The 14,615-nt window shown below is 53.4% G+C and carries 15 protein-coding genes, 2 tRNA genes and 1 pseudogene; 11 read left to right on the top strand and 7 right to left on the bottom strand.

All coding sequences use genetic code 11. The features are described from left to right. Positions 1-34 precede the first annotated feature (34 nt). Positions 35-1,429, bottom strand: coding sequence for an FAD-binding oxidoreductase (locus HS100_05735; GenBank protein MBE7433397.1), 1,395 nt, complete (start codon positions 1,427-1,429; stop codon positions 35-37). 49 nt (positions 1,430-1,478) lie between these two features. Then, positions 1,479-2,291 carry an SDR family NAD(P)-dependent oxidoreductase gene (locus tag HS100_05740; protein MBE7433398.1) on the bottom strand — a complete coding sequence of 271 codons (813 nt, stop codon included), beginning with the start codon at positions 2,289-2,291 and terminating at the stop codon, positions 1,479-1,481. A gap of 100 nt (positions 2,292-2,391) precedes the next feature. Here HS100_05740 and HS100_05745 point away from each other — a divergent pair, with 100 nt between their 5' ends. Beyond that, complete coding sequence (locus tag HS100_05745; GenBank protein MBE7433399.1) at positions 2,392-3,687, top strand: GGDEF domain-containing protein; 1,296 nt, start codon at positions 2,392-2,394, stop codon at positions 3,685-3,687. 66 nt (positions 3,688-3,753) lie between these two features. Continuing rightward, positions 3,754-4,677 (top strand): diacylglycerol kinase family lipid kinase, encoded by a 924-nt coding sequence (locus HS100_05750; protein MBE7433400.1) that lies wholly within the window; start codon positions 3,754-3,756, stop codon positions 4,675-4,677. Positions 4,678-4,845: 168 nt separating this feature from the next. Here HS100_05750 and HS100_05755 read toward each other — a convergent pair whose 3' ends face one another. After that, positions 4,846-5,352 carry a DUF1772 domain-containing protein gene (locus tag HS100_05755; protein ID MBE7433401.1) on the bottom strand — a complete coding sequence of 169 codons (507 nt, stop codon included), beginning with the start codon at positions 5,350-5,352 and terminating at the stop codon, positions 4,846-4,848. 68 nt (positions 5,353-5,420) lie between these two features. Between HS100_05755 and HS100_05760 the strand changes: the two genes are divergently transcribed. The 4 genes from HS100_05760 to HS100_05775 all read left to right on the top strand — a co-directional run bounded on the left by HS100_05760 (position 5,421) and on the right by HS100_05775 (position 8,805). Then, positions 5,421-7,049: a helicase-associated domain-containing protein gene (locus tag HS100_05760; protein ID MBE7433402.1), complete on the top strand. Its 1,629-nt coding sequence runs from the start codon at positions 5,421-5,423 to the stop codon at positions 7,047-7,049. 62 nt (positions 7,050-7,111) lie between these two features. Then, positions 7,112-8,293 (top strand): glycine C-acetyltransferase, encoded by a 1,182-nt coding sequence (locus HS100_05765; protein MBE7433403.1) that lies wholly within the window; start codon positions 7,112-7,114, stop codon positions 8,291-8,293. A 280-nt stretch (positions 8,294-8,573) separates the two neighbouring features. Next, positions 8,574-8,661 (top strand) — tRNA-Ser (locus HS100_05770). Positions 8,662-8,718: 57 nt separating this feature from the next. Continuing rightward, positions 8,719-8,805, top strand: a tRNA-Ser gene (locus HS100_05775). A gap of 366 nt (positions 8,806-9,171) precedes the next feature. Here the strand turns inward: HS100_05775 and rsmI are convergent. From rsmI to HS100_05795, 4 genes are all read right to left on the bottom strand, one after another. Next, the gene (gene rsmI, locus HS100_05780; GenBank protein ID MBE7433404.1) at positions 9,172-9,996 is read right to left on the bottom strand and encodes a 16S rRNA (cytidine(1402)-2'-O)-methyltransferase; all 825 of its coding nucleotides are present in this window, start codon (positions 9,994-9,996) and stop codon (positions 9,172-9,174) included. A gap of 64 nt (positions 9,997-10,060) precedes the next feature. Further along, entirely contained in the window at positions 10,061-11,530 is a 1,470-nt protein-coding gene (locus HS100_05785; protein MBE7433405.1) for a serine/threonine protein kinase, read from the bottom strand. A 116-nt stretch (positions 11,531-11,646) separates the two neighbouring features. Then, positions 11,647-12,039 carry a single-stranded DNA-binding protein gene (locus HS100_05790; GenBank protein ID MBE7433406.1) on the bottom strand — a complete coding sequence of 131 codons (393 nt, stop codon included), beginning with the start codon at positions 12,037-12,039 and terminating at the stop codon, positions 11,647-11,649. Positions 12,040-12,180: 141 nt separating this feature from the next. After that, positions 12,181-12,399: a hypothetical protein gene (locus tag HS100_05795; GenBank protein ID MBE7433407.1), complete on the bottom strand. Its 219-nt coding sequence runs from the start codon at positions 12,397-12,399 to the stop codon at positions 12,181-12,183. A 101-nt stretch (positions 12,400-12,500) separates the two neighbouring features. On the opposite strand from HS100_05795, the gene HS100_05800 reads away from it, so the two are divergent. The 5 genes and pseudogenes from HS100_05800 to HS100_05820 all read left to right on the top strand — a co-directional run bounded on the left by HS100_05800 (position 12,501) and on the right by HS100_05820 (position 14,578). After that, positions 12,501-13,334 (top strand): pantoate--beta-alanine ligase, encoded by an 834-nt coding sequence (locus HS100_05800; protein MBE7433408.1) that lies wholly within the window; start codon positions 12,501-12,503, stop codon positions 13,332-13,334. Between the two features lie 15 nt (positions 13,335-13,349). Further along, complete coding sequence (locus HS100_05805; protein MBE7433409.1) at positions 13,350-13,652, top strand: nucleotidyltransferase family protein; 303 nt, start codon at positions 13,350-13,352, stop codon at positions 13,650-13,652. Further along, positions 13,649-14,008, top strand: a complete 360-nt coding sequence (locus HS100_05810) for a DUF86 domain-containing protein (protein ID MBE7433410.1) — start codon at positions 13,649-13,651, stop codon at positions 14,006-14,008. The genes HS100_05805 and HS100_05810 overlap by 4 nt, the downstream gene beginning before the upstream one ends. Before the next feature lie 120 nt (positions 14,009-14,128). Beyond that, positions 14,129-14,227: pseudogene (locus HS100_05815) on the top strand (chitin deacetylase). After that, complete coding sequence (locus HS100_05820; GenBank protein ID MBE7433411.1) at positions 14,222-14,578, top strand: hypothetical protein; 357 nt, start codon at positions 14,222-14,224, stop codon at positions 14,576-14,578. Before HS100_05815 ends, HS100_05820 begins: the two are co-directional and overlap by 6 nt. Positions 14,579-14,615: the final 37 nt, after the last annotated feature.

Raw genomic sequence — 14,615 nt, forward strand, 5'->3', positions numbered from 1 at the left:
ATAATAAACCTGTAGGGGCGAGGTAACCTCGCCCCTACCCAAAAATCCTTCTATATAGATCCGACTCCAGCAGCCCGTTCGGGTCACAGCGTTTCTTGAGGCGCTTGAATTTTTTCACAGTCTCTTCACCGTAGAAGGCGAGCGCGGTTTCGGCGGTGGTTTCGCTGTTCTTGGCGAAGTAGAAACGTCCGCCATGTGCAAGGACGATTCTGTCGAACTCGAAAAGCATCTCACGCATTTTGGCTTGGTTCGAGCGCGTTACTCTAAAATCCATCGCAAAGGAGAAGCCGTCCACGGCGTGGGTGAGCAGGAATCTATCGGGGCGGTGGCGTTTGGTCACGCCGAGGTAGGAGGGCATACCGCGCTTCTTCGAGAGCGTGATGATCTCCGTCCATGCGGCTTCGGCGGTCTCTTTGGGCAGAAAAGACTGGTATTGGATCAACCCGCCGCGCCCATAGGAAAGTTCCCAGTTCGGCACATAATCCAAAAGGAAGTGAAACGCCGCATGCGCCTGGCGGAAGGTGTGAGTCCGCAATGACGCGGCATACTTCGCCAGGTTCACCAGCGACCAGCCCAAATTATTCGCAAACGGTTTCATGAAGTGATAAAGAAGGGATTTTGGAAAGACGCCGAAGATATAGGGCGGCAAAATTTGGTTCTTCAACTTCATTGACTCGCCCGGATTCTTATCCTCACCTTCGTGCAAATATCGCGCGGCATGGATCTGTCCGCGCCCAAGTGAACGCCCGCCTGCAAACGTATCGAGCCAGCCGACGATGTAATCGTTGTTCGGCGCGCCGTCATGCAATGCGGAAAGGTGTCGGCTGAGATTCGGCACAGGGAACGCATCCACGGTCAAAAGTCCGGAATGGAGGCGTTTCATCTGCATGGTCACAGAAGTGAAGATGCCGAGCAACCCGTATCCGCTGATCATCGCGTGGAAAAGGTCCGCGTTGAATTTTGGGGAACAGGTCACCTCCGCGCCGGTGGGCAGGATCGCTGTGAACTCAATGACGTGTTCGCCGAACGTGCCCATTTTGAAATTGTTTTTACCGTGAATGTTCGCCGATAAACAACCGCCCAGCGTCGTTTTCATCGTCCCGGAGACGACGGGGGGCCACCAGCCGTCGGGTTCGACTTTCTGCCAGAGCTGCTCGAGCGTGACGCCGGACTCGGCTCGCACCACGCCGGTTGTGGGATTCCAAGACTGGATCAGATTCATCGCCGACATATCCAGCACGATGCCGCCGCCGTTGAGCGCGGCGTCGTTGTAACTGCGCCCCGCTCCGCGCGCGGTGACGGTGAGCCCGTGTTTTTTGGCAAGCTCGAACGCGGAAAGGATATCGTCGGCAGTGCGCGCCTGGATGTGATACCCGGGCGCGTTCAATGAATGACCGAAGTTGTCGAATTGTTTGAATGTATTGAACATGGTTGTTCATGAAACCTGACAGGTGTTGAAGACCTGTCAGGTTTTATCGTTAGAAAGACATCCGCCTGAAAATGAAAGATGGAATATGCCGGATGACGAACATGATATACGACCAGAAGAAAGGCGTATAAACGGTTTGCCTCCGCCTGCGCATGGCTTTGTAGATGTCATCCGCCGCTTTTTCGGCAGGGATGGCAAAGGGGGTTGGTCCAACCGCGGCTTTGAGCATTTCCGTTTTGACAAACCCCGGTTTGACGGTCAGCACATTCACGCCGTGGCGTGTCAACCGGTTGCGCAGCGCTTCGAGATATACATGCAAGCCGCCCTTTGAAGTGTTATAGCCGGGGTTGCCCACCCGTCCGCGGTCGCCTGCGACGGAACCGATTCCGACGATCTGCCCGGTTTTTGCGTTTTGGAACATTTCGGCGACCGGTGTGAGCCACGCCATCGCGCCGATGAGGTTGGTCTCCACCATCTGACGGTCGTTCTCGAAATTGTATTTATCCATTCCGCCGGGCGGATAGTTCACCCCCGCAAGGAAGATGACGACATCCAACCCGCCCATGTCGGCGACGATCCGGCGAAGCAAAGCCGGAACTTCCTTGTATTTGGTCACGTCATGGGGATATGCCAGCGCGCGCATCCCGCCGTTCGTGTTGATCTCCGCGCACAAGGCGTTCAGCTTTTCCTTCTGGCGGGCCACCAACGCCACTGAATATCCCTCCCCGGCAAGTTTCCGGGAAAGAGCCGCGCCCATCCCCTCCGAAGCGCCGATCACCAGAGCGCGGCGGCGGGCACTGAGAGGCGTGGCGGGAGCAGGCTTCCCCCGCGCTGCATCGACGGATTTGGATGAATCAGACACATGAACCTCAATGAAAACGAATTAAAGTCATTCTAACACAGACCATATTCGGCGCTCGCCATCGAGATTGAAAGTGTATAATAGCCCAAAGGGCTCGTGTATGCCATTCCTGGATGTATCACTTAACGAAATGGACGGAAATCAGAAAAAAAACGAGACGGTTTTCTCACGCGCGTGGGAGATCATTTCTCACGATAATTCCATCCCGCCCGAGGAAAAGAAAGCCATCCTGAAGTTGATCCAGGTCCTGATCGAGGCGCGCGAACGATTCCCCGATCCGCAGAAAACCGAAGGCGATAACGTCAAGCCGATCACACAGGAGATCATCTCGAAACATTCGCTGATGTCCACCGTCAAACATCAGGCGGACGAACTGGATGCGCTTCAGCGCATCAGCCTCAACCTGACCTCGAACCTGGACCTGCAAAAAGTGCTGGATGCCATGGTGACGGAAGCCATAAACCTGGTCAAAAACGCGCACGCGGTGCATTTCTACCTGTTCGATCGCGGCGCACTCGAATTCGGCGCATCCCTGAACGTCAATGGGGAAAGAAATAAACCCATTTCCACACCGCGCAAGGAAGGGCTGACCCATTCCGTCGTCAAGACGGGCAAACCGATCATCGTCGAAGATATATCCACCCATCCAATCTACAAAGACAGGCCGGCTGGCTGGGCAGGTTCGATCATCGGCATCCCGCTCAAATTCAAAGATGAGATCCTGGGTGTCATGAACTTGTCACGGACCGTAACGGGCAGGTTTTCCCGTTCAGAATTGCGTTTGATCAATCTGCTGGCGGACCAGGCGGCGGTGGCGATCTACAATGCCCGCCTCTATAAGCGCCTGAGTCAAATGGCGAACACCGACAGCGTAACCGGGCTCCCCAACCGCCGCGCCCTGGACGAGCGCCTGCAGGAAGAGTGGCGGCTTGCCCAACAGACCGGTTTGCCCTTCACGGTGGTGATGATGGACCTGGACGGTTTCAAGGGGGTGAACGATAATTTCGGTCATAATGTGGGCGACGAATTGCTTTATTCCCTTTTCAACTTCCTCGCCCAACGCATGCGCAGTTCCGATTTCCTGGCGCGATACGGAGGCGACGAACTGACTCTGGTCATGCGGAGCACGGACATCGAGGCGGCACAAACGGTCACAAGGAAAGTGATCGAATTGATGAGCGAATACCGCTTCCCGTTCCCAACGGGTAAGGAAATCAAACTGGGCATTACGGCGGGCATTGCCGTGTATCCGACTCACGCGCTTAATCCAAGCGACCTGCTCCGCGCCGCAGATTCGGCTTTATACCACGCCAAGAAATACAACCGGGGTCAGTTTACCCTTGCCAAGGGCGTCACAGGAAAGTTAAATCCGCTCAAGGCCAAGGAAACGGCATAAGTTTTTTTGGGGAAACAAAGCCCCAAAGCCGGGGTTATATCCATAAACAAGTTCAGGAGAACGCCGATGCCCCGCAAAGTCAAGTTGATTCTCAATCCCATGGCAGACATGGGCCGCGCCTGGAAGACCGCCAACGACCTGCGCCCCATTGCGCAGGAATTCAAGGGCGAACTCACCTGGAGCGGGACGGTCTATCCCACACACGCCATCGAATTGGCAAAACAAGCCGCAGAGGAAGGGTGCGACATGGTCATCGCCATGGGCGGGGATGGTACGGTGCATGAGGTGACGAATGGCCTGATGCAGGTCCCAGTGGAGAAACGACCCGTGATGGGCGTCGTCCCCATCGGCTCAGGCAACGACTTTGCCTATTCCATCGGCATCACACAAAAAGCCGACCATGCGCTTGCGCATGCCCTCAAAGCGGAAGTCGTCAAACCCGTGGACATTGGCTTGATGACCGACGAGCACGGACGCAGGGAATATTTCGACAACACGCTCGGCATCGGTTTCGACGCGGTCGTGACCATCCGCTCGCATAAACTGCCCGTCGTCAAAGGCTTTCTGATGTACCTCACGGCAGTCATCCAGACCATCCTCCTCAACCACAACCCGGCGCGCATGCATGTCGAAGCAGACAGCGGGAACTGGGACGACGAACTGCTCATGCTCACGCTGTGCAACGGTCCGCGCGAAGGCGGCGGCTTCATGCTCTCTCCCGATTCAAAGAACGACGACGGCAAAATGGAAAGCGTTGCCGTCACCAGGGTTTCGCGTGCCATGATGTTCCGCCTCGTGCCCGAGTTCATGAGCGGAACGCACATGCGCTTCAAACAGATTCGCATGGGCGAATTCAAAAAAATGTCCATCACCTCGAGCCTGCCGCTCTACATCCATGCCGACGGGGAGATCTTCACCAGTTTCGGAAGCAACCTCAAAAAGGCAAGTTTCGAAATATTGCCCCAAGCCCTGAGAGTGGTTCACGGTTAAATAAAAAACATAATCAACCCCGAATTTAATTTGGGACGCGGACGAGCGCAGATTTACGCGGAAAAGGTATTAAAAATCCGCGTATTCAGCGATTATCAGCGTCCCATTTGTTCTTTATAAACGAACTCACCCACGAAACCTTAATTTCGGGGTGGGTTTTGTGAGTGGCTATCCAAACAAGCGCGCTGATGCCATGAAAAAGATCGAGATCATGATGAAGTATGCATTTAATCTGCCAACCAGCGCCTGGCGCTTCTGAAGCGCCTGCAATGCGGACATTTGCTCTGGGGTGGGTTTTCCCTGGATCTGCGCCCCCAAAGCCGCCAACGCCTTATTCGTATTACCCACCATCACACCAAAGATGAAAGCCAGTATGCCGGCTGTCGCGCCGGTCCCGAACCCAATGCCTGTCGGCGTCCGCATCCAGGCGGATTGGAACCAGCTTGAATCAATTCCATAAAGAACCGACCCCGCAAGGACCGTAGTCAGGCCCACGATCATCATGAATGGGGTAAAACTCGTCCTGCCCATTAAATGCCCGGCAAACTGCTTGCCTGAATCGCCCGTCGCGCCGATGGTCGGGACGATGAAAAAATACATCGCGACCGCCCCGCCCGCCCAAAGAATGCCGGATATGATATGAAGAACCCGCAGTATCGAAAACAATAAAGTCATGGTATATCTCCTTTGCCAGTAAAAACCCTGAAATGCAAATTCGCTACGCAGGATGTTAGAATCCAGCCATGCCCACCCTCGAGCAAAGTCTTCAAAGAGCTGATATCGGACATCTACGCATCATCGCTGAACTATGGAGATTGGAATTGGAATCCGCCGGCGTTGATTCGGCACTTGAAGAACTCTGCGCCTCTTTGCTGGACCTTGAAACTGTCTCCGAAACCCTGGAGGTTCTCCCCGCCGACGCCCGCTCCGCGCTGAACGAACTCGCCGCCGCAGATGGAAAAATCGAATGGACGATCTTCACACGCAAATACGGCGAGATCCGCGAGATGGGTTCAGGCAAACGCGACCGCGAACGTCCGCACCTTAAGCCTGTTTCCATCGCAGAAGTTTTGTATTATCGCGGCTTGATCTCCAAAGCATTCTTCGATACCGAAAAGGGCGCGCAGGAATTCGCCTACATCCCCGAGGATTTGCTCGAGATCATTGGCGGGGAGGGGCATGACGAGGATGCCGCCGCAATCACGCCGAAGAGGGGGAGGAGTCAAAACGAGCCGTTGGGCCGCCCAGCCACGCCCATTGAAAAAGCCTTCGAGATTCCCGCCACCGACCACATCCTCGACAATGCAACCACCTACCTGGCTGCATTGCGTATTGGCGAAGAAAAAAGCGCGTTGCACTTGAAGCCCGACCTGCAAAAATTACTTGAAACGGCCGGCCTTATCAAAGACAAGGGATTGCATCCCGAAGCCGTCAAAAAATTTCTCGAAGTCCCCCGCGCAGAAGCTTTGGACATGCTCTACAACGCCTGGCTCGACTCTACCACCTTCGATGAATTGCGTTTGATCCCCGGTATCGTCTGTGAGGGCGAATGGAAGAATCAGCCGCAAGTGACGCGCGATTTCTTGACAAATCTCATCAGCGACATCCCACAAGGCAAGTGGTGGAGCATTCCAGCCTTCGTTAAAGCAGTCAAGGAAAAATACCCGGATTTCCAACGTCCCGCCGGGGATTACGACTCCTGGTTCATCAGGCGCGAATCGGACGGCACCTACCTGCGGGGATTCGCGTATTGGGATTCAGTGGATGGCGCGTTGGTGAAATATGTCATTCAAACGCTTCATTGGCTGGGGCAGGCTGACCTGGCATCGCCGGAGGAGGACAAAGAAGCGACGGCGTTTCGCCCTGCTCATGGCGGCGCCGGGGACGACAGCGGGAGCAAAGACAACAAGATCATCACCACTTCCACTGGAAGAATCACCGTCCCGCGTTTGTTTTCGCGCGCAGTGCGCTATCAACTGGCGCGGTTCTGCGAGTGGGATGAGCCAAAGGGAGATGAATATTTTTACCGCATTTCGGCTGAATCATTGAAACGCGCCAGCGAACAGGGATTGAAAGCCGAGCAGTTACTTGCGATGCTGGTCAAGTACACGAACGGCTCGGTCCCGCCTGCATTGGTCAAGGCATTGAAGCGCTGGGATGCGAACGGATCCGAAGCCCGGGTGGAGAGTCTGCATGTGCTAAGAGTCAGCAGGCCCGAGATTATGGAAGAGATGCGAAAGTCGAAGGCGGGGAAATTCCTTGGCGAACTCCTCAGCCCGACCGCAGTGGTTGTCAAAAGCGGAGCCATCCATAAAGTGTTGGCGGAACTTGCCGAGCTGGGAGTGCTGGCGGAAGTGATAAGTGACAAATAGATTCGTGACACACCGCGTCATTTGAAATCGCTATAATGAAACCGAACGTTCAACAAGGAGATATCATGTCGAAAATCGATTGGATCCAGCAGGAGATCGATGGCTTGAAATCGCAGGGGTTATATAACAACATCCGCACTATTGGTTCGCCGCAGGGCGCATGGCTCCTGGTGGATGGCAAAAATGTTTTGAATTTTTGTTCGAACAATTATCTGGGGCTTGCCAATCACCCTGCCCTGGTTACGGCTTCAAAAAAGGCAACGGATGAAATGGGCGTGGGTCCCGCCGCGGTGCGCTCGATCGCAGGGACGATGACCTTGCACGTGGAACTCGAAAAACGCCTGGCACAGTTCAAAGGGGTGGAAGCGGCGATCACATTCCAAAGCGGGTTTACCGCCAATTTAGCCACCATTCCCGGTTTGGTTGGGAAGGAAGATGTGATCTTTTCGGACAGATTGAATCACGCATCCATCATTGATGGCTGCCGCCTCTCCGGCGCGAAGATCATCGCGTATGAACACAACGACGTGAGATCGCTCGAAGAGCAGATAAAAGCCAACCTGAAAGATTACCGCCGCGCGCTCATTATCACAGACGGCGTCTTCAGCATGGACGGCGACATTGCGCCCCTGCCCGATATTTACGAAGTGGCGAAGAAGTACGACATTCTTCTAATGGTGGACGATGCGCATGGCGAAGGCGTGCTCGGCAAGGGCGGACGCGGCATCGTCAATCACTTCGGCTTGCACGGCAAAGTAGACGTGGAAGTCGGCACGATGTCCAAAGCCTTCGGCGTGGTGGGCGGGATCGTGGCGGGCAAAGCGGTCATCATCGAATGGTTGCGCCAGCGTGGACGCCCCTTCCTGTTCTCTTCGGCAGTGACCGTCCCAGATGCGGCGGCTTGTCTGGCTGCCGTTGACTTGCTCGAAGATTCGACTCAACTGGTGGATAAACTTTGGGAGAACGCCAAATACTTCAAAGCCGAAATGAAGAACCTTGGTTTCAATACCGGCATGAGCGAAACACCCATCACACCGGTCATGCTTGGTGAGGCGCCGCTCGCACAACAGTTCAGCCGCGAGTTGTTCGAAGGAGGCGTGTTCGCGATGTCCATTGGCTACCCGACCGTGCCGCAGGGCAAAGCGAGAATCCGCGTGATGATCTCTGCCGCGCACTCGAAGGATGATCTCGATAAAGGCTTGGAGGCTTTCAAGAACGTGGGGAAGAAGTTGGGTGTGATTTAGTCGAGCAGTGAATAGTAAATGGTTGAATAGTTAGACGGCGCGGGTGGGGCGCCATCTTTACTATGATAGTTGTAATCAGAAGAAGAAGCACTCTATGATTCTTATCTGGATCGTCTTGGCAGTGATCGGCATTATCATTGCAATCGCCATCTATGATCATTTCCGCAAGTGAATCTGTCGCTCCCATTTCCTGCTCAATATTCTCTTCCTCACCGTCAAACTTCAGGTCGACGGTTTTGTTATGGTAAAATCGCATCCGCTTCCGAAAAAAATGGAAATTGGAGGGATGGCCGAGCGGCTGAAGGCGCATGTCTTGAAAACATGTTTGGGTCACACCAACGTGGGTTCGAATCCCACTCCCTCCGCCAGCCGATTTCGATTGACGGTTGACGATTTGCGATTAAAATAAATTCGTAAATCAAATCGGGGAGGTGCCAGAGTGGCTGAATGGGCTCGCCTGCTAAGTGAGTGCCGGGTAAAACCGGTCGCGGGTTCGAATCCCGCCCTCTCCGCTGAAAACGCATTCGCAAGAGTGCGTTTTTGTTTTGTCTGGTCGCGCGCCCCCATTGAGGGGATGACATTCGAATCCCGCCTCTCCGCTGAAAACGCATTCGCAAGAGTGCGTTTTTGTTTTGTCCGGTTGCGGGCCCCCATTGAGGGGATGACATTCGAATCCCGCCCTCTCCGCTGAAAACGCATTCGCAAGAGTGCGTTTTTGTTGTTATCGCAAAGTAAGCAAAGAAGCTCAAAAACTTGGCGTGCCTGGCGGTTATATTTCCTGTAGCCGGTGTATTTTCACGGTCGCGCGCAACTGACAATCAAGATTCTTACCGCAAAGGCGCAAGGACGCGAAGTTTTTTCATGACATATACCACCCGCTATTTTATTGAATTGATAAGAGCGTAGATTTCTTTTTTATTCCAACTGCTTTGCTCTGCCAATTCATTTGATAGTTCCTTGGCGGATTTTCCCGCTTTCAGTCCCCTCCTGATGGCTCTCAGCAATTCATCCTTCCCCCATTTTCCACTTTCCATTTTTCCCTTTCCTTCGATCACCAAAGTAAACTCGCCGCGCGATTCCTTCGATCTGAAATGCGAGACCGCACCGGTGACCGTTCCGCGCCAGTATTCCTCGTGCAGTTTGGTCATTTCACGCGCGACGCAGATTCGACGGTCGCCCAATGTTGAGAGTATATCTTCAAGCGAATTAATGATCCGATGCGGGGTTTCGAGAAAGATGAGAGTGTAGGTCTGGTCGGAGACTTGAGTCAAAGCCTTGCGGCGTTCGGTGGATTTGTGCGGAAGATAGCCGAGGTAAAGAAAGGAATCCGTGGGCAAGCCGGATGCGCTCAAGGCGGCGATGGGGGCTGAGGGTCCGGGGACAGGGATAACGTCGAAAGAGGCGGCGAGGGCGGCTCGGACCAGTTCATATCCGGGGTCGTTTATCCCGGGAGTCCCTGCATCCGAGACCAGAGCCACATCGCCCTTCGAAAGTTGTTCGAGGATGAAATCGAGTTTATCCAGTTTATTTTGTTCCCAATAACTGGTAATCCTGGTATCGATGCCAAAGTGCTCGAGAAGTTTCCCCGTGTGACGCGTATCCTCCGCCGCGATCAGAACCGCATTACGCAGGACGTTCAAAGCCCGCGGACTGATGTCTTCAAGATTGCCGATCGGCGTGGCAACTAGAAACAGGGTGCCCATTTTGTAATTTTATCATCCCGGTTCTGAAATAAAAATCGGGCGTTTGAATACGCCCGATTTCATTTTATCCGCCGCATCCTTTGAGCGGGATTTCGATCACCCGGCAGCCCGCCTCTTCTTTTGGAATGGCAATACAGCATCCGTTTTCGGCATTGAAAGTCGAATCCGGTGAACATTGCGCCAGTTCCTGTTCGGACAACTCTGGCACTTTGCAAACCTGAAGTTGGACCACGGCAAAACTTGGCCCGGTGCAGGAGACAATCCTTTCACCGTTCTTGACGGCTTCCTGGCGGCATTTGCTCCCATCGGTGTTCAATACGGTAAATATTGCGTTTTCTTCCATCATTGCATAGGCGTATGGGATCTTCTGATTGCACAAGTTATCCGTCAACCTTGCAATGGGTGTGGGGAAGGCGATATCCGCCGAGCACGCGGGAGCAAATGCGGGACTGGTCGCGGTCGGTTCGAGCGTGGCTGTGACCACCACAGTGACAAGAGCCGGGGGTTCGTCCGATTGTGTCTCACCGGCAGCCGGGGCTGTTGACGTGACATCCGGCGCGAGGAGTTGGTTGCGAAGCAGGAGGAAGCCGATCACGGCAACCAATGCCACAACGCCTGTAACGATCAGGCCGGTATTCCATTTACGGGAAGCCGGTTTGCCTGTCGCGCCCAGCCGCGAGGTAATGCCGCTATTCGTATTGAAGGTAAGGTTTCCCGAATGCCCGAACGCGATCGTGTTCATGGCTTTTGCCAGCTCGATGGTGTTTTCGTAGCGTTGGTTCTTATCCTTTGCCATGGCGGTCTTAATGACCGCATCCACCTCGGGCGGCAAGTCTGGCAGGACTTTAAGGATTTCAGGCACGGGTTCGGTTATATGCTTGACCACCACCCCCATGGGCGTATCCGCGCTGTAGGGCTGGTGTCCGCTCAACATTTGGTAAACGATGACTCCCAATCCATACACATCGCTGCGTTGGTCGATCTCGACTCCCTGAGCCTGTTCGGGACTCATATAGGCGGGAGTACCGATCACCCCGGAGCCGGTCAGGTTGCTGGTGGATTCCGTCAGTTTGGCAACACCGAAATCGGAAATGAAAGGTTCGCCGTTCTCATCGAACAGGATGTTATCGGGCTTCAAGTCGCGGTGGATCACACCTTTGCGATGGGCATAGGCGAGTCCCTGGGCAACCTTTTCGACGATCTTTGCAGTGTCCTGAATCGAGATGCCCCCTTTTTCGATCACATCCGAAAGGGAGCCGCCATTCATAAAGCGCATGACGAAGTAGGGTTGCTCGTTGAATTCCCCCGTATCGTACACCGGCACGATGGACGGATGCTCGAGCGAGGCGATCATCTTGATCTCACGCTCGAAGCGCGAACGAAACTGCGGGTCATGCAGCATCTCGCGCGGCAGGACCTTGATGGCAACCTCGCGGTCGAAGTTGGGGTCGAATGCGCGGTAAACAGTTGCCATGCCGCCGCGGCCCAATTCCGACTTGACTTCGTAACGTCCGATCTTTTCAGGGAGTGGCATGCCCGCTAGTATAAACCAGCCAAAACATCGGCGCAAGAAGATTTAACGGGCGTATTATGGTTTTGGAATGATATTAAAAAGTAACAGCCACCCTGCGGTGACTGTTACCTGGTTGTTTACTCGCCGGCCAACTCGTACTCGCCGGGATCTTCGTCCACTGCCATTACCGGCTCTTCCTTCTCCTTGCGGTCGAGGAATTGCAGGCTTTGGACGACGATTTTGGTGAAGTATTTCGTTTCACCGTTGGCCTCGTATTTGTCGGTCTTCAACCGGCCCTCCACGAAGACCAGGCTGCCTTTCTTCAGGTATTCCTGGCAGACTTCGCCGAGCCGCCCCCACGCTTCGATATTCATCCACTCGGTGGAGTCCCGCGTCTCGCCGTTCTTGTCCTTCCAGCGATTGGTGACGGCGAGACTGAAATGGCAGACTTTCTTGCCGGTGGGGGTGAACTTGGTTTCGGGGTCGCGGCCGAGCCGCCCGATCAGTTGAACGCGGTTTAGTGTTGGCATGCCGGCTCCCCTTTCGTTTCGATTACTTTTAGATGCTGTTTACGTGTCATTTTTGGTCTCCTTTTTCTCTAAAAGAACAGGCTATTAAGTTGTAGATCGCCCAAGCCGCGCATGGGCGAGAATTAACAGGGTTATACTTGGTTACGACCCTGCGCTTTCCGTATTGGATGAAGTGGACGTGGTTGCCGCGCTTTCAGCCTTCTTGAGGACGGGCATGCCGGTCTTCATTTCAACCACGTTGTATCCGGCGGGGACGGCGTCGAGGGCGCCTTCCTTGACCTCTTTCGCGAAGAAGAACATCTTGCCCTTCGCGTGCAGGTAATAGGTCGTGCCTTTTGAGTTGGTGTATCCGTAAGCCATTCAATTGCTCCTTTTCCTGAATTGTAATAAAAGTGTAGAACAAAGTTTCTAGCCTGTCAAGTAGGAAAACAGTTGTTGTATATACAAATTTCGAGGATGGTATGAAGATTGCCGAGATGCTTGCTTCCATGAGGGAGGTCCGCCTCTCTTTCGACGGGACGGTTGGTCTTGTTCCCACGATGGGTTACCTGCACGAGGGGCATTTATCGCTTGTCCGCCAGGCGAAGGCGGAATGCAACCATGTTGTCGTCACCATCTTCGTCAACCCGACCCAGTTCGGTCCAAGCGAAGACCTCTCCAAGTATCCGCGCGACCTTGACCGCGACCTGAAACTGCTTGAGCCCCTTGGCGTGGATTTGGTCTGGATGCCAACAGCGGAGGTGATGTATCCGCCCGGCTACCAAACCTGGGTGGAGGTCGAAGCGCTGACGAAGGGGCTGGAAGGCGCGATGAGGCCCGGTCACTTCCGGGGAGTGGCAACCGTCGTGGCGAAATTGTTCAACGCAACGCAGCCCGATAAAGCCTACTTCGGTCAAAAGGATGCCCAGCAGGCGGCGGTCATCCGGCGCATGGCGGTCGACTTGAACTTCCCGCTGGAAGTGATCGTCTGCCCTACGGTGCGAGAAGCGGATGGGTTGGCAATGTCCAGCCGCAATAAATATTTGATTGAAGAGGAACGCAAGGCGGCGACGGTTTTGTACCGTTCGTTGAGTGCGGCAAAGCAAATGTATGATGCGGGCGGGAGGGACGCGGAAAAGCTAAGAGGAAAGATGAAAGAAGTATTGAATTCTGAACCGCTTGCGCGGGTTCAATACGTCTCCTGCGCCGATTATGACTCGTTGAAAGAATTGGATATCGTCTCAGACAAAGCTTTGCTTTCGATGGCAGTGTTCATAGGAAAGACGAGGCTGATCGATAATTTCGTGTTGGGATAGTTGTATAATTAACTCATGCCGCGTAAAACTCGTTTGCAAAAATTCATGGAAATCCTCCGCGAGCAGAGTCCTTTCCTCGCGGAACAATATCATGTCGCCACAATGGAACTCTTCGGATCGTACGTCCGTCACGAAGAGCGTAAAAACAGCGACCTGGATATATTGGTTACATTCACAAAGCCGCCAAGTCTATTTAAACTGATCCGTTTGGAAAACCACCTTTCAGACCTTTTAGGGGTTAAGGTGGACCTGGTCATGAAAGATTCCCTCAAGCCTGCAATCGGTAAAAACATCCTGCGCGAGGTCGTGCCTGTATGAACCGCGTATATCATGATTTCCTCAAGGATATGCTCGACAATGCACGCCGCGCCATTCGCTTTGCGGAAGATATGAGTTATGAGGCATTTATCAGGGACGAAAAATCCGTCTACGCCGTTATCCGCGCAGTGGAGATCGTTGGGGAAGCCGCCTCAAAACTGCCCGAAGACTTTCGCGCAAAATATCCCGGACTGCCCTGGCGCGAAATAAGGGGAATGCGCAACAAACTGGTGCATAATTATTTCGGGATCAATATGGAAGTTGTCTGGCAGACGATACAGGAGGATTTGCCTGCATTGATTGGACCGCTGGAAAATGCGCTTGGGCAAGCGGATCCTGATCAAGATGACGCCTGAACAAATTCATGGAGGGAATCAACTGAGACGAATTTTCTTTCTAACCGCATTTGCTCTTTTGCTTTCTGGTTGCGCAAGCGTAGAAAGCCTGTTCGCGCCTATCCCAACTCCAACTTTTACTCGACACCAACTTCTACACATACTCCCACCAGAACGCTGACTCCGACTTCAACGCCTACGGCTACGATGACGCCCACGCCAACGGCGACTCCAATGGCACGCAAGGATTTTATAGAATCCTTCTATCTTGATGTTAAGGAGATCAAGGAAACTTGTTCAGTTGGTCTAATCTGGGACGATGTTATTCCTAGGTTAAATATTACGGGTATAGATATCAAAGGGATGAGCGTTCAACCTTTTGTTATTCGAAGTGATCCATTCTTCCCATTCAGTTCACCTATAATCTGTTCCGGATTTCTTCTTGTGCCATCAGAACCTGGAATGGGTTATGTGGTATATGAAAATGCAGATGGAATTCAGTTTGTTCAAGTCACATTCGACATAGACGAAGTTGAATATGGCGTCTTTCCAAGCTTTAAAGGGACAACACCCATCTTGACCAATCCATGAACGAAAGACTTTGAATCGTAACTGGCTCGATTTAGCT

Source organism: Anaerolineales bacterium, assembly GCA_015075725.1.
Taxonomy (GTDB): domain Bacteria; phylum Chloroflexota; class Anaerolineae; order Anaerolineales; family Villigracilaceae; genus Villigracilis.